Annotated in this window: 13 protein-coding genes; 8 read left to right on the forward strand and 5 right to left on the reverse strand. The window is 62.6% G+C overall.

The annotated features are described in order from the left end of the window. Nucleotides 1-118 precede the first annotated feature (118 nt). Complete coding sequence (locus I2H38_RS17580; protein ID WP_324617426.1) at nt 119-1,009, forward strand: LysR family transcriptional regulator; 891 nt, start codon at nt 119-121, stop codon at nt 1,007-1,009. Nucleotides 1,010-1,015: 6 nt separating this feature from the next. On the opposite strand, the gene I2H38_RS17585 is transcribed toward I2H38_RS17580, so the two are convergent. The 3 genes from I2H38_RS17585 to I2H38_RS17595 all read right to left on the reverse strand — a co-directional run bounded on the left by I2H38_RS17585 (nt 1,016) and on the right by I2H38_RS17595 (nt 5,280). Next, on the reverse strand, nt 1,016-2,200 hold the full coding sequence (locus I2H38_RS17585; RefSeq protein ID WP_196273178.1) for a multidrug effflux MFS transporter: 1,185 nt from the start codon (nt 2,198-2,200) through the stop codon (nt 1,016-1,018). A gap of 357 nt (nt 2,201-2,557) precedes the next feature. Then, nucleotides 2,558-4,210, reverse strand: coding sequence for an ABC transporter permease (locus tag I2H38_RS17590; protein WP_196273179.1), 1,653 nt, complete (start codon nt 4,208-4,210; stop codon nt 2,558-2,560). Further along, nucleotides 4,207-5,280, reverse strand: coding sequence for an ABC transporter ATP-binding protein (locus tag I2H38_RS17595; RefSeq protein WP_196273180.1), 1,074 nt, complete (start codon nt 5,278-5,280; stop codon nt 4,207-4,209). The genes I2H38_RS17590 and I2H38_RS17595 overlap by 4 nt, the downstream gene beginning before the upstream one ends. Before the next feature lie 109 nt (nt 5,281-5,389). Here I2H38_RS17595 and I2H38_RS17600 point away from each other — a divergent pair, with 109 nt between their 5' ends. From I2H38_RS17600 to I2H38_RS17610, 3 genes are all read left to right on the forward strand, one after another. Beyond that, the gene (locus I2H38_RS17600; RefSeq protein WP_196273181.1) at nt 5,390-6,361 is read left to right on the forward strand and encodes an extracellular solute-binding protein; all 972 of its coding nucleotides are present in this window, start codon (nt 5,390-5,392) and stop codon (nt 6,359-6,361) included. A 114-nt stretch (nt 6,362-6,475) separates the two neighbouring features. After that, a complete protein-coding gene (locus I2H38_RS17605) occupies nt 6,476-7,495 on the forward strand; it encodes a hypothetical protein (RefSeq protein ID WP_196273182.1) in 1,020 nt (339 codons plus the stop codon). 33 nt (nt 7,496-7,528) lie between these two features. Next, nucleotides 7,529-8,413, forward strand: a complete 885-nt coding sequence (locus I2H38_RS17610; RefSeq protein ID WP_196273183.1) for a MurR/RpiR family transcriptional regulator — start codon at nt 7,529-7,531, stop codon at nt 8,411-8,413. Nucleotides 8,414-8,445: 32 nt separating this feature from the next. Here the strand turns inward: I2H38_RS17610 and trpS are convergent, their stop codons facing one another. Continuing rightward, nucleotides 8,446-9,468 (reverse strand): tryptophan--tRNA ligase, encoded by a 1,023-nt coding sequence (gene trpS / locus I2H38_RS17615; RefSeq protein ID WP_210324852.1) that lies wholly within the window; start codon nt 9,466-9,468, stop codon nt 8,446-8,448. Between the two features lie 225 nt (nt 9,469-9,693). After that, nucleotides 9,694-10,470, reverse strand: coding sequence for an SDR family oxidoreductase (locus I2H38_RS17620; protein ID WP_196273184.1), 777 nt, complete (start codon nt 10,468-10,470; stop codon nt 9,694-9,696). A 143-nt stretch (nt 10,471-10,613) separates the two neighbouring features. Between I2H38_RS17620 and I2H38_RS17625 the strand changes: the two genes are divergently transcribed. The 4 genes from I2H38_RS17625 (at nt 10,614) to bcsN (ending at nt 14,553) form a co-directional block, all read left to right on the forward strand. Next, nucleotides 10,614-11,759, forward strand: coding sequence for a mandelate racemase/muconate lactonizing enzyme family protein (locus tag I2H38_RS17625; RefSeq protein ID WP_196273185.1), 1,146 nt, complete (start codon nt 10,614-10,616; stop codon nt 11,757-11,759). Nucleotides 11,760-11,768: 9 nt separating this feature from the next. Continuing rightward, nucleotides 11,769-12,647 carry a Rid family hydrolase gene (locus I2H38_RS21435; RefSeq protein ID WP_196273186.1) on the forward strand — a complete coding sequence of 293 codons (879 nt, stop codon included), beginning with the start codon at nt 11,769-11,771 and terminating at the stop codon, nt 12,645-12,647. Further along, the gene (locus tag I2H38_RS17635) at nt 12,644-13,396 is read left to right on the forward strand and encodes a creatininase family protein (protein WP_196273187.1); all 753 of its coding nucleotides are present in this window, start codon (nt 12,644-12,646) and stop codon (nt 13,394-13,396) included. The genes I2H38_RS21435 and I2H38_RS17635 overlap by 4 nt, the downstream gene beginning before the upstream one ends. 359 nt (nt 13,397-13,755) lie before the next feature. Then, nucleotides 13,756-14,553: a cellulose biosynthesis protein BcsN gene (gene bcsN, locus I2H38_RS17640; protein WP_210324853.1), complete on the forward strand. Its 798-nt coding sequence runs from the start codon at nt 13,756-13,758 to the stop codon at nt 14,551-14,553. Nucleotides 14,554-14,612 lie beyond the last annotated feature (59 nt).

Below are 14,612 nucleotides of genomic sequence, written 5' to 3' on the forward strand. Positions count from 1 at the left end.
TCCGGGGCTTCCGTCGGCGCTGCCTACCTCTCGTGAATTTGGGCCGCAAAGTCGCGCTGGACAGGGCGGTTGTAAAGCGACATCTTCGAAGCAGGTTATTCTCAAATGGAATGAACTTGTGCTTCGTCGCGGCTTTCTCCCCAATGTCGGCAATCTCCTCGCTTTTGAGGCGACGGCCCGCCACGGCAGCGTCTCCCGCGCCGCCGAGGAGCTGAATCTGACCCAAAGTGCTGTCTCGCGCCAGATCCAGCAGCTCGAGGAATCGCTAGGCGTGTCCCTGTTCAGCCGCTCGCGCCAAAGGGTCATGCTGACCGACGTCGGGCGCATGTATGCGGCCAATGTGCGAAAAACGCTGTCTGGCCTGTCGGACGCGACCCATCAGGCCATCGCCCTCTCCGGCACCCGTGGTGTCTTGAACCTCGCCGTCCTGCCGACCTTCGGCACCCGCTGGCTCATTCCGCGCATGCCGGAATTTTTCGCACAGCATCCCGACGTGACGGTGAATTTCGGCGTGCGCCTGGTGCCATTCGACTTCGGGGCGGAGCCCTTCGATGCGGCCATCCATTTCGGCCAGCCACATTGGCCCGGAGCCGTCTGCGAGCATCTGATGGACGAGGAGGTCGTGCCCGTCTGCAGCCCGACCTACCGGAAACAGGAGAAAATCGCCGCGCCGCAGGATCTGATCCGCGCCACGCTTCTGCAGCAAAGCACCCGCCCGACCGCCTGGGCGGAATGGTTTGCCGGCGCGAATGTGGACGTCGGCAACCCGTTGCGCGGACCTCGGTTCGAGCAATTCGCCATGGTAGCGGCCGCCGCCGTGGCGGGTTTAGGCGCGGCGCTGATCCCCCATTTCCTGATCGCTGACGAGTTGGCCTCGGGGCGGCTCGAAATTCTCTTCCCCCAAAGCCTGTTGAGCGGTGGGGCCTATTATCTCGTCTATCCGGAGCCCAAGGCGGAAGCACCGCTGGTGCGGTCCTTCCGCGATTGGATCATGGTCAAGACGCGATAAGCCGGCTCATGGATAGGTGCGCGGTCTGAGCACCTTGCGGCTCAACGCAAACGCCGTCAGCCCGCAGGCCGCGATAGCCAGCACCATCGACCGCGAGGTGCCATCGAAGAAGGCGCTGACCAGCACGATCACGGTCGCGCCGGTGCCGAGTTGCAGTGTACCCATCAAAGCCGACGCTGTTCCCGCGACCGGCCCATGCGACTCCAGCGCCAGGACCGCCGTGGACGGGATGACCAAGCCAAGGGATCCGAAGGCGACGAACAGAAGCCCCCAGAGCACATAGGCGTTGTCGACGCCGGCAAGGGTAATCACGCACAAAAGGGTCGTCAGCGAAGCGAACGCGGCAAGGGCCGCGCGCACGACCCGCTCCGCGCCGAAGCGGCGCATGAGCGTGCTGTTGAACTGAGCGCCTCCGATAAATGCGATCGCATTCGCGGCGAAGACCAGGCTGTAACGCGAGGGCGAGAGCCCGAAATGCTCGATGAACACGACGGATGAACCCGCGAGATAGGCAAAGAAGCTCGCTTGGCCCAACCCGCCCATGAAAACCAGGCCAAGGAAATGCCGGTCTTTGAAAAGGTCGCGATAGGTTCGCAGCACATGGCCGATGCCACCGGTGATCGTCCCCGGCTTTCGCGTCTCGGGCAGAAGGCTCGCCACGATGACGAGACCGGCGAGCCCGATACCGACGATGGCCCAGAAAATGATGCGCCAGCTGAAGAACTCGGTCAGCGCGCTTCCGGCGAGAGGGGCGAGAATCGGCGAGACGCTCAGCACCAGCATGCTCGTCGCGATCAACCGCGCCGCTTCGGCGCCGGTATGCAGATCGCGAATGACCGCGCGGGTGATGACCATGGTGGCGCAGGCGCCGACGCCCTGCAGGAACCGGAACGCGATGAGCGTGCCGGCGCTTTGCGCGAAGCTGCACCCGATCCCGCCGACGATGAAAAGCACCAGGCCGAAATAAAGCGGGGGTTTGCGGCCGACGCGGTCGGAGACAGGGCCATAGATGAGCTGGCAGATCGCCACTGCCAGGAAAAAGCTGGTGAGGCTCATCTGCACGGCGCCGACATCGGCGTGCAATTCGCGCGCGATGACGGGGAAAGCCGGCAGATACATGTCGATGGCGAACGGCCCGATGGCCGAGAGCATGCCAAGAACGATGGCATTGCGGGCAAAGGCGGATTTCATGGAAAGAACTTCCAAAACCCCGACTGGGACATCGGGAAGGGGAAAGCTGCCCGCGTTTCAAGACGAACGCGGGAGACAAAGGAACTGGGAAAACACGCTGGGGCCGGGCGGCACCTGCAGGGCTAACGCCCGCAGGTTGCAAACGCATCTTTTATGCCGCGCCGCGCAGAGGTCAAGACGGGAATTGAGACAAGCCTATGCACGCCGCGCATGAAGCGCGACGTGCTTTAGAGCATGATCGAGACCAGTGGAAACCGGTTGTTCGCCAGGATCATGCGGCAATAGGGGATCGAGAGCATGATCATGTTTCAAAGAGACATGATCATGCTCTCGCAACAAATTTCGATCCACCTTCCGTTACAGGAGGGCACTCTCCTTGCGGCCCGACAGGTGGAAGGCGGCATAGACCGCGATCGCCGTCATGGACAACAGGATGGTGGAGAGCGCCGAGGCCGTGCCGTATTCGCCGTCCATGACGGAGAGATAGATGCGCACAGGCATCGTGATCGTGCTGCCCACATAGAGCACGAGCGAGGACGAGAGCTCGTTCATGGCCGTCACGAAGCTCATGAGCGCCCCGGCCATGATGCCGGGGACGATCAACGGCACCGTCACCTTCATGAAGGCCTTTCCGGGGGAGTAGCCCAGCGACACCGCCGCATCCTCCAGGCTCGGGCCGACCTGCTTCAACGCCGCCGCCACCGACCGCGCCGAATAGGGCAGCCGCCGCACATAGATGGCGAGGATGATGATGAGGCCGGTGCCCGTCAGCGCGATCGGAGGGTCGTTGAAGCGCGTGATGAAGGCGATACCCATGACGATACCGGGCACGATGTAGGGCACCATGAGCAGCGCATCGAGCGCGCCGGTCGCGATGTTGGGCCGCCGCGATATCAGATAACCGATCAAGGTGCCGCTGATGACGATGGCAACCACCGCGACAGACGAGAAGATCAGCGTGTTCCAGATCGGGGCCGAGACGGTGGCAATGACCTTCTCGTAGCTCTGAAGGCTCAAGCCCGGTTGAAACACCGGCCCGCTGGTGCGGCGGAACGAGAACATGACGACGATGATGGCCGGCAACGCGCCGATCAGGACGATGGTGTAGGCCAGTGCGTGAAGCCCCACCGCTTTGAGACCGCTCGCGTGCTTGCGTTCCGGCTTTTTCATCAGGTTGCTGTAATAGACGTTCTTGCGCAGCACCCAGCGCTGCCCGAACACGATGATCATCGACAGGATGATGAGCACGATGCTGAGCGCGGAGGCCATGCCGGGATTGCCGCCGACCTCGCCGCCGAACAGGTTGAAAGCCTCCGTCGCGAGCACGTTGAAATCACGCCCGATGATGCGCGGCGTCCCGAAATCCGCAATGGACAGAACGAAGGTGAGGAGCGCGCTCGCGGCAATTGCCGGCAGGATCAGCGGCAGCGTCACCGTGAAGAGCCGCTTCATGGGCGAAACGCCGAGGCTCTCCGCCGCCTCTTCCACCGAACGGTTGATGGCTCCTAAAGCGCCGGAGGTGATCAGGAACACATGCGGAAAGAATTTGAAGCTGAAGACGAGAATGACGCCCGCGACCCCATAGAGAGGTGGAATCGACACGCCGATGGAAGCAAGCCCCTTGCGCACCACGCCGCTCGCGCCGAACAGCACGATCCACGCATAGGCCCCGATGAAGGGCGGTGCGACGAGCGCAATCACCGCAAGCGTCTGGATGAGCGCGCGGCCGTAGATGTGGAACCGCGTCGTCACGAAGGCGAGCGTCACGCCGAGGATGAGCGCGCCCGTCATGCCGCCGAACCCGGCGATGAACGTGTTGCCGATAGCCCGCTGATAGACCTTCGTGGTGAAGATCTCGATGTAGTGGATGAGGGAGACGGCCCCCGTGTCATTGTCGAGCAGGCTCGCCCGCAGGATCGACGAGAGCGGCCAGACCAGCAGAATGAGAAGGACCGCCCAGGCTCCGATGAGCACGAAGGTCCACAGATCGAACCGGATGCGTCTGGTCATCGCGCTGGCCCCGCCTTCACGACATCGCCATTGGGACGGAACAGGGCAATCTTGTTGAGCGGCAGCCGGATTTCGACCTGGCGGCCTTCCATGACGATGAAGTCGTGTTCCGGGTCGGCGACCTGGGCTACGATCTCGCCCACGTCCGTCTTGAGGGTATAGTGCGCCTCGCGCCCCAGGAACGTGACCTTGCGGACTTCACCCTTGAGCAAGATCGCATCGCCCTCGCCGCCTGCTCCCGCGAGAACGACGTTCTCGGGACGGATGGCGACCTCGACCGCGCCCTCCGAGCCCGGAAACGGTATCGACTGTCCGCCGACCACGAGACGTCCGCCATCGAGTTGCGCGGGCAGGAAGTTCATGGTGCCGACGAAGGCCGCGGCGAAGCGGCGCAGTGGCTTGCGGTAGATCTCGAACGGCGTGCCGATCTGCTCCACGTTGCCCTTGTTCATCACGCAGATGCGGTCGGAGACGGCGAGCGCCTCCTCCTGGTCGTGGGTGACGTAAATCGTGGTGATGCCAAGCCGACGCTGGATGTCGCGGATATCCTCGCGCAGCTCGATGCGCAGCTTCGCGTCGAGATTCGACAGGGGCTCGTCCATGAGCAGAAGCGTCGGACGGATCGCCATGGCGCGGGCAAGGCCCACACGCTGCTGCTGGCCGCCCGACATCTCGGCGGGCAGGCGGTTCTGATAGCCGTCGAGGCGAACCATTTTCAGGCTCTCGGCCACCCGCGCCTCGATCTCGGATTTCGGCAGGGAGCGCGCCTTCAGGCCGAACGCCACGTTTTCCGCAACCGTGAGGTGCGGAAAGATCGCGTAATCCTGGAACACCATTCCAATGTCGCGCTTGTGCGCCGGCTTGTTGTCGATGCGCTCGCCCTTGACGATGATCTCGCCCTTATCCTGGTGCTGGAAGCCCGCGATGGTCCGCAACAGCGTGGTTTTTCCGCAGCCGCTGGGCCCGAGAAGCGTGAAGAACTCGCCTGACGCGATATCGAGATCGATGCTCTCAAGGACGCGTACATCCTTGTAACTCTTGGCCAAACCCTGGATTTTCAGATCCGCCACGCCCCACTCCTAGTTTTAGTATAACTACATTTGCGTTGGCCTGACTTTACAAAACTTATCGGTTTCAGCAACATGCCGTAGCTTTGCTACTTAATCCGGGGAGGATGGAATGTTGAAAGTCGGTTTGACGGCGGGCGTTATGCTTGCGTCGATCAGCGTCGCCGCCATGGCGCAGGACAAGACCGTGGTCGTGTACACGGCCCATAAGGCGTCGATCGTCGACGCGCTGGTTCCGAAATTCGAAAAAGACACGGGAATCAAGGTCGACGTGGTGAAGGCCGGCTCCGGCGACATCATCAAGCGCGTGAAGGCTGAATCCTCCGCGGCCAAGGCCGACGTGATCTGGAGCATCGGAGGCGAGCAGCTCGAAGACAACAAGGACCTGCTGGCGACCTACACGCCGAAGGACGACGCCGCCCTCGTTCCGGCCTACAAGGTCAGCCCGGAATGGATCCCCTATACCGGCATCCTTCTGGTCTTGGCGGTCAACAACAAGGAACTGAAGCCCGCCGATTATCCGAAGAGCTGGGCCGATCTCGGCGACGCCAAGTGGAAGGGCAAGATTTCCGCCGCCCGCGCCGACACCTCGGGTTCGTCGTTCCAGCAGCTGGCGACCGTTCTGATCGCCTATGGCGACAAGGGCTGGGACGTCAACAACAAGATCCTGGCCAACACCAACCTGTCCGATTCGTCCGGTGCGGTTCCGCGTTACGTCAATGACGGCGAAGCGCTCGTCGGCCTGACGCTCGAGGACAACGCCCTCGACTACGTCAAGGGCGGCGGCAACATTGCCATCGTCTATCCGGCGGACGGCTCCTCGACCGTGGCCGACGGCGTCGCGCTGGTGAAGGGCGCACCCCATGCCGACAACGGCAAGGTGTTCATCGATTGGCTGCTCTCCAAGCCGGTTCAGGAACAGCTCGTCTCCGAGATCGGCCGTCGTTCCGTGCGCAAGGACGTGACCGGCGCGGGCCTGAAGCCGATGAGCGAGATCAAGCTCGTCGACTACGACATCAAGAAGGTGGCCCAGAACCGCGTGGACTGGATCAACAAGTGGAAGGCCGCTCTGCAGAACCGCTGAGCCGAAACCAGAGCGTGATCAGCAAAGTGGGTTCCGGTTTTGCGTCTGATCACGCTCTAAGCGATTGAACTTGCACATGATCTCTTCGCCGAGCCGGGGCCCGTTCGGCGGATCATGCGCTCAGGAAACGACACGACCACCATGCTGATCGAGGCATTCTCCGAGGCGAAGGATCCGTCCGCGCCTCACACCAACGAGGACCGCCTCGTGATCCTGCCGGGCCGCGCCTATGCGGTCATCGACGGAGTCACGGACCGCCTCGGAACCCGTTACGACGGGATGCTCTCCGGTCAGTATGCGGCTGTCATCGTCAAGGGCGCGCTCGAGCATCTGCTGAGCGCGCCCGATGCGCCCACGGACGGCCACGCCATCGTCCGGGCGCTCACCGCCCGGATCTCCGACGCCTACAAGGCGCACGGCATGTTCGAGAAAGTGCAGACCGACTGGAACGTCCGGCTCGGAGCCGCCTTGGCTCTGGTTCTGGTCCAGAAGGACACCCTCGACGTGATCCTGGCCGGCGACAGCGGCGTGCGTATCAACGGCACGCGGATCCTTCGCATGGAAAAGGATCTCGACCTCATCACCTCGACCCTGCGCCGACAGGCCTGGCCGGTGATCGGCGAGAGGACGTCCGATCCGTTAAAGCAGGAACAGATTTCCCGCCGCATCACCTGGCACGGCACGCGCCAGCCCATCGATTCCCTGTCCGATACGCTGACCGCCGACGACATGGCGCTGATCGAACAGCGCGCCATCGAGGCCAATGTGACGGACTTGCCGCATGTTCCGCGCCACGACATCGAAAACCTCGTGCAAGGCGGTATCGTCAATGCCCAGGGCGGCTATCAGAACGCCGCCTCGACCCTGCTCGGCTATCCCTGCCTCGATGGGTTCGAGGTGCCGGAACACCTGATCCGCATTGAGCGGCTGCCGCGCGCCGAGGTCGAGACCATCGAGATTTTCTCCGATGGCTATTTCAAGCCCGGCGATGCTTTCGGCGTGGCGGCCTGGGAGGAGGCCTTCGCGGAGGCCGAGCGGCTGGACCCCGCCAAGGTGATACTATATCCGTCCCCGAAGGGGTCGACGGCCTCGCACTGGGCCGATGACAGAACCTATCTCGGCATACGGTTCTAAGCCTCGTCGGGTCCGGCGAGCCAGGATGACAGGATGAATCGCCCCACGAACCTGATCGAGAGCATCGAACAGATCGCGCCGAGCCTGAAGAAAGCCGAGCGCCGCGTGGCGGAGATGGCGCTCCAGGACATTGAAGGCACGACCCGCATCAGCATCAAGGCGTTCGCGGCGCAAGCGGAGGTCAGCGAACCCACGGTGATGCGTTTCGTGCGCCGGGTCGGCTGCAACGGATTCAGCGATTTCAAGCTGCGTCTCGCGCAGGATTTCGCGGTCGGGCGCATGTATATCGAGGCCGAGCGCAAGGTTCATTCCGGCGACGCCGAGACCACCGCGCAGCGCGTCTACCAATCGGCCACCGATGCGCTCGCCACGGCCTTTGCGGGGCTCGACGAGAGAGCGCTGACCAATGCGGCCAACGCCATCGCCAAGGCCGGCAAGGTCGTCTGCATCGGGGTCGGCGGCAGTTCGGCCATCATGGCGCAGGAGATGGAAAACCGCCTCTTCCGTTTCGGCCTCTCCGTCACCGCCTCAGCCGACCCGTATAAGCAGCGCATGCTCGCGGCCATCGCCGACAAGGGCGACGCCTTCCTCATCTTTTCCGTCACCGGAAAGCCGCGCTCGCTTCTCGATGCCGCTGAAATCGCCACCGGGCGCGGCGCGACCGTCATTGCGATCACGCAGCCGCAGAGCCCCCTGTCAGGCCACGCAAGCATTCTGCTGCCGCTCGCGGTTCCGGGCGACGAGGTGCATTTCAATTTTCCGAACCGCACCCGCTACGGCCAGCTTCTCGTCATCGATTGTCTCTCGGCCCTGGTCGGCGCATTGCGACAACCGTTGTCAGCGCGCAAGCTCCACCGGATCAGAACGGTGCTGCTCGCACTGCACGGCCACACCGAGGCGCAACCCATCGGCGATTGACACCTGACCAAGGGACTGCGCAACGCGGCCTTTCAGCCGTCGAAAGCAAAAAGCCCAAGCGCGCGGCGCACGTCGTCGAGCGTTTCCTGCGTGGTCGCTCTGGCCTTCAGCGTGCCCTGCCGCACGATGTCCAGGACGAACTCCGGATCCCGCGCCAGGGCAGCCCGGCGCTCTCTTATGGGGGCCAAGAGGGCCTGCAGCACGTCCTCCAGTCTGCGCTTCACAGCCATGTCGCCGAGGCCGCCGTGCCGATAGCGCGCCTTGAGATCCTCGACGCCCGCCGGATCCTCGTCGAAGGCGTCGAGATACATGAAAACGACATTGCCTTCGATGGAGCCGGGATCGCTGACGCGCAGATGGTTCGGGTCGGTATACATGCGATGCACCGCATCGCGGATGTCATCGGACGAAGCGGAGAGCGGGATCGCGTTTCCTTGCGACTTGCTCATCTTGGCCTTCCCATCGACACCGGGAAGACGGCCGATGGCAGGAATGAGGGCCCGCGCCTCGGGCAGAATGTCCCGACCGACCTGGCGATTGATGCGGCGAACGATCTCGTTCGTCTGCTCGATCAAGGGAGCCTGATCCTCGCCGACCGGAACGACTTGTGCCTTGAAGGCGGTAATATCGGCGGCTTGTGCTGCCGGGTAGCAGAGGAATCCGGCTGGAATATCGCGTCCGAACCCGCGCGCCTGGATTTCGTCCTTGATCGTCGGATTCCGCTCCAGGCGGGCCACGGTGACGAAATTCAGATAGAGCATGCTGAGCTCGGCGAGAGCCGGTAGCGCGGATTGCAGGCAGATCGTCGACAAGGCCGGATCGATCCCGACGGCGAGGTAATCGAGCGCGACCTCAATCACGTTGCGACGCACCTTGTCCGGATCGTGTGCATTGTCCGTGAGCGCCTGCGTGTCAGCCAGAAGCAGAAACTGACGGTGCGTGTGTTGCAGGCCGACGCGGTTCTTGAGCGATCCCGCGTAATGTCCCAGATGCAGGGGGCCGGTCGTTCGGTCTCCGGTGAGGATGATGGGCTGGATCTGATCAGTCATAGGCATGGGGGTCTCCAAAATGGGAGCCGCCGTGACCGGGAGACCGTTGAGCAATATAAACCGCGCCTGCCGAACACGGCGGCAACGGTCATTGTTTCAAGACATGACGACGTGCCGCTCCTTACGAGGAGCGCCACCAAAGGTTTTGGGTCGGGTTCGCGACGTCGATCATGCCTTTCGCATGCCACAGGCAGGTGGCCTGTGACAAGCTCTCCATCGGGAGGGCCCGGATCAAAACTCCGCGCCGCAGAACTCGCGCGCCATCGTCGTGGAGCCGACCGAGAGCCCGCCATCGACGGGAAGGATTGCGCCTGTGATCATGCGCGCATCCGGACCGATGAGGAAGGCGGCGACGCCCGCGATGTCATCCGGCACGCAGATGTCGCCCAGGGGATACCAGCGCTTCAGGCGCTCGAAGATTTCCGGGTTCTCTTCGACGCGCGCCTTCCAGGCCTGCGTCTTGACACTGCCGGGAGCGATGGCGTTGGCGCGAATGCCGTGCCGGCCGAGTTCGACGGCGAGGAAACGGGTCAGCTGACCAAGCCCCGCCTTCGCGGCGCTATAGGCCGGATAGCCATAGATGCCCGAGCCGTTGACGGAGGAGATGTTGAGGATGGTACCGCGCTTGCGCGCGATCATGCCGTCCTGAACGGCGCGCACGCAGCGCCAGGCCCCGTTGAGATTGAGGTCGATATCGGCCAGCCATTCCTTCTCGCCGGTGGTGGCGAGCGTCGGGCTGACGACACCCCCCGCATTGTTGACGAGAACATCGACGCCGCCGAACAGCGCCTCCACCCGAGAGACCGCCTCCTGCACCGACTCGAGGCTCGTCACATCCGCTTCAACGCCGAGCAGGGTCGAGGACGAGCCCAGGGCGGAAATCGCATTCGCCAGCGCGGCCTCGTCTCGGTCGAGCATCGCGACCTTATGACCGCCCGCCAGAAAACGCCGACACAGGGCCTGCCCGATATCACCCGCGCCGCCGGTCACGATGATGGTCTCGCTCATGGCGTTCCTCCACGCTCGCTCATTCGAAGAATGTAGCTTGGTGCATATTTTAGCCGAAGTGAATGCCTCAATGCACGAAAATCGCGTTGTTAAACTACGTTTTTGCCCCTAGTCTTCCGCGCGACAACGCATTCGGTGAGCCTATGGATTCCAACGACAAGACCATCGTCCGCCTCGATTTCGAAGAGGTCATCGTGCCCGCCCATCCGGGCGTCATCAATTCGGAAAGTCTGAACAAGCCGCTCCACATGCTGCCGGTCGGCGGCAAGCAGGCTTGGTCGGTGCAGTTCGATGAACTGCCCAAGCTCATCATGCGGATGACCTTGAAGGACGGCACCGTCGGGCTGTCGGAATTCTACCGCGATCACAACTGGTCGACCATCGAGGGCGTCTCGAACGTTCTTCTCGGCCAAAGCATCGCTGATCTCTCGCTTCAAGACCTGCCCATCGCCCTGTGCCGTGAGTATGACGGATTCGAGTGCGCGATCTGGGATGCCTATGCGAAGTCGCTTGGCGTCCCGCTCCATCGCCTGCTCGGCGGCGCGGTGCGCAGCCATGTGAAGATCGGCGCGTGGTCGAGCCACCGCACGGTCGAGGAGATCGGCCCCTGGGTACGCCAGTATCATCAGCAGGGCTTCGATTGCATCAAGTTCAAATGCGATCTCGATGACGACGTCGTCGCCTGGTGCGCGAAGATCAAGGAATACGCGCCCGGCATGAAGGTGATCTTCGATCCCAACCAGCGTTGGGAAAATTCCGGCAGTGCACGTCCGATCATTCGCGGGCTCGAGGAAATCGGCAACGTTCTGTTGCTCGAAGATCCCATCGCGCGCTGGATGATTCAGGATTACGCGAACTTGCGCCAGTTCTCGTCAATCCCCATCGTGCTGCACGTCTCCCTGCCTTACGTGTTCCAGGGCCAGCGTCCTTACGAGGCGGTCAACGCCATCGCGCACGGCGCGGTCGATGGATTCAACTTCAATGGCGGGTTGGCGAAGTTCCAGTCGCTGGCGAACCTCGCCTCCATGGCCGGACTTTATTGCTGGCACGGCTCGGAGGTCGATCTCGGCATTCTGGAGGCCATGTACGTGCATCAGGCGGCAGCCGCCGCGAGCTGCATCTGGCCGAGCGACATCTTCGGCCGCATGATCCGCTCGCACGACCTGCTCAAGACGCCGCTCGCGGTCGAACCGCCGCATATCCGCGTGCCGGAAGGGCCGGGCCTCGGAATCGAGCTGGACGAAGATGCGATTCGCCGTTTCAAAGTGTCCGAACGCACCATTCGATAAGAGGCCGCCATGTCCGATGTGAATCCGTTTCCGCCGACCGACGAAGCACGGCATGCGATCTGGGAAATGCTCGTCCACCGGGACATCGACGCCTTCGTCGCCGGGGATTGGGACGCGCATTTCACGGATTTCGCGCCCGATCTGTTCTTCGGCATCGATGCCCGTTTCTCCGACAATCCCGATAGCTGGCGCGTCACCTACGCCGATATCGCCCGCTATCGCGAGGCGTGGCTTGCTGGAGCAAAGGAGCTGAAGGGGCGGATCGACGATGCCGATTTGCGCCGCTCGATCTTCGCCCTGACGCATTTGTGCGACATCGAGATCACGGGCGATTTCGCCCTCGCGCGAAAGAAGTTCGACGGCGAGATCCGGTTGAACGATGGCGAGACCGTCACTCTACGCTGGCAGACCCAATATTTCTGTCGCCGCGTGGATGGCCGCTGGCGCATCGTAGGATTCCTCGGCTACCTGCCGAACCCGATGGGAAGCAGCAGGGCGGCGGAGCCGGTCAAGAGGGCTCCGGCCGTGACGCAACATGTGGGCGCCGGACCATACTCGCCTGTATTGGAGGTGAAGCCGGGGCGCATCGTTGTGATTTCCGGGCAAACCGCCGTCGCGCAGGATGGACAGACCATCGGCGGGAGCGACTTCCGCGCCCAGTCCCGGGCAACGATCGAGAACTGCGCCGCGCTGTTGCGCAACGCCGGTTGCACCCTCGCCGATGTGTTCAAGGTCAATGTCTATCTGACGGATCTCAACAACTGGCCTGCCTTCAACGAAGTCTATTCCGAACTTATGCCCGCGCCGCTTCCGGTGAGGACGGCCGTTGAAACGAAGTTGCTGCGCGACTTCCTTGTCGAAATCGAGCTCTGGGCGGTGAAGCCATGAGATGGGAAAAGCTGACGACGCTGGAGATCGGCGCGCTTGACCGCTCGATCCCGGTCATTCTGAACATCGGCGCCATCGAGCAGCATGGCCCACACCTGCCGCTCGACACGGATGCGCAGATCGGCGCGCATTTCCTCAGGGAGCTGGACGCACGGCACCACGACAAGGTGCTGATCCTGCCGCCGGTCGTGGTCTGCGCCTCCGCGCACCATATGGATTTCGCAGGCACTCTCACGGTGCAGCACACGACGCTGCTTGCCTATGTGACGGACATCCTCGACTCCGTTGCCGCCCATGGGTTTCGCAATATCCTGTTGTTCAACAGCCATGGCGGCAATCAGGCCATCGGCCAGGTCATCCTGGAATCCTTCGGCAGCCGCCACCCGGAATGCCAGGTCGCCATGCTGACATGGTGGCGGATCGCAACCGACGCCTTGCTGACAGTGCAGGAAAGTCCTTTTGGCGGCGTCGGCCATGCCTGCGAGTTCGAGACGTCCCTGATGCTTCTCATCGACGAAACCAGCGTCCGGCGCGATCTCATTCCGGGGCGCAGCCACGTCATGACCCATGAATGGGCGAACAGCGATCTCCTGCGGGGCGGGAAAGGATCCCTCTTCCGCACCATGGCGGAGATTTCCGGCGGCTCGGGCGTCGTGGGAGACCCGAGCCTCGCCTCGGCGGAAAAGGGGCGGATCATCACCGGAATCGTGGTCGACTCCCTGGCCGAGATTGTTGATTCGCTCAGGTAGCGCCCCGCCCGCGGCCCATCGCCTTGGCCTCCCGCCTCGACCGATCAAAAAACAAGACGCTTTGACCTAACGTTCCACACTCAGATTCAAAAAAAGGGCCCGAGACGGATAATAATCCGCATATTTCGATTGTGCTTACTCTTCGTTAACCATACTTGCCCATGTCTGGTTAAGCATTTAATTACTCGCGCCGGTCAGCCGCAGGTCAATTCGTTTTCATGCCCTTTTCTCTGCCTCAGAATAGGATTGGCTTCGCTGCCCCTAGGCGCGGCGCAAGCGGTCACTTGGCGGCACGGATCTTCGGTTTTCTGAAATTGGCCGCTCCCGCAGCCCTTCTCCTGGTCGCGGCCGGGTGCTCGATGCGCTCCGATCTTCGCTACACGGCGCTGACAAGCGAGGTTTCCGCCGCCCAGGCGATCATTCTTCCTCCGCCGGGCGGGGTGGCGGTCATCGCCGTTCTGCAGAAAAAGTACGTCAACGGCGTCTCGCAGGAGATCGCCCTGTCGACCGCGTCGAGGACGACCGGCCAGAACGCCTTCTATGTCAGCCTGATTAGCGATTCGACGGCGCGATCGGATATCGATGACACCCTGAAGCTCAGCCCCCTGACGCAGGAGCGCATCCAAACCGAGATGGACGAGCGACTTCCGGGCATCGACATGAGGACGTCGCTCTTCTACGTACAGAACAAATACGGCCCATTTGGATATGCCACCGGGCGCTCGGCGGCCGGCGATGTCTGCCTGTACGCGTGGCAGCAGATTGAACCCAGTCAAGGTGCTTTCTTCGTGACAAGCGGCGCCGTCTCGGTTCGCCTTCGTCTCTGCGATGCGGACACGACTGAAGAACAACTCCTGCGCACGATGTACGCCTATACGATCTCGGCCTATTTCTCTTCGGACGTCTGGAATCCCAACGCCAATATCGCGCCGCCGCCCGTCCAGCCCCAGCTTGGACAGTTCGGGGCACCTATGTATCCGACCGGAATGGGCCCCTATGGCACCATCTCCACCCCCCCGTCACCGAGACGCGCACCCGTCACGCGCATCGCTCCCCGGCCGAAGCCGGTCGGCACGGATTTGATGACCGCCCCGCCGGCGCCCGAACTGGCTCCCCTGTCGGGCTATCCCATCGTCCCGCCGCCGCCGTCTCAATAACGGCGTCAACGGCGTTCGTGATATAATGGTATAATATTATCTCAGTTTCGCGCGGCCAT

The organism is Microvirga alba (genome assembly GCF_015694465.1).
Lineage (GTDB): Bacteria > Pseudomonadota > Alphaproteobacteria > Rhizobiales > Beijerinckiaceae > Microvirga > Microvirga alba.

Coding starts and splice junctions, on each gene's coding strand:
- I2H38_RS17600 (WP_196273181.1), top strand. CDS start 5,390: ATGTTGAAAGTCGGTTTGACGGCGGGCGTTATGCTTGCGTCGATCAGC.
- I2H38_RS17610 (WP_196273183.1), top strand. CDS start 7,529: ATGAATCGCCCCACGAACCTGATCGAGAGCATCGAACAGATCGCGCCG.
- I2H38_RS17585 (WP_196273178.1), bottom strand. CDS start 2,200: ATGAAATCCGCCTTTGCCCGCAATGCCATCGTTCTTGGCATGCTCTCG.
- I2H38_RS17635 (WP_196273187.1), top strand. CDS start 12,644: ATGAGATGGGAAAAGCTGACGACGCTGGAGATCGGCGCGCTTGACCGC.
- I2H38_RS17590 (WP_196273179.1), bottom strand. CDS start 4,210: ATGACCAGACGCATCCGGTTCGATCTGTGGACCTTCGTGCTCATCGGA.
- I2H38_RS17620 (WP_196273184.1), bottom strand. CDS start 10,470: ATGAGCGAGACCATCATCGTGACCGGCGGCGCGGGTGATATCGGGCAG.
- I2H38_RS17605 (WP_196273182.1), top strand. CDS start 6,476: ATGCGCTCAGGAAACGACACGACCACCATGCTGATCGAGGCATTCTCC.
- I2H38_RS21435 (WP_196273186.1), top strand. CDS start 11,769: ATGTCCGATGTGAATCCGTTTCCGCCGACCGACGAAGCACGGCATGCG.
- I2H38_RS17625 (WP_196273185.1), top strand. CDS start 10,614: ATGGATTCCAACGACAAGACCATCGTCCGCCTCGATTTCGAAGAGGTC.
- bcsN (WP_210324853.1), top strand. CDS start 13,756: ATGCGCTCCGATCTTCGCTACACGGCGCTGACAAGCGAGGTTTCCGCC.
- trpS (WP_210324852.1), bottom strand. CDS start 9,468: ATGCCTATGACTGATCAGATCCAGCCCATCATCCTCACCGGAGACCGA.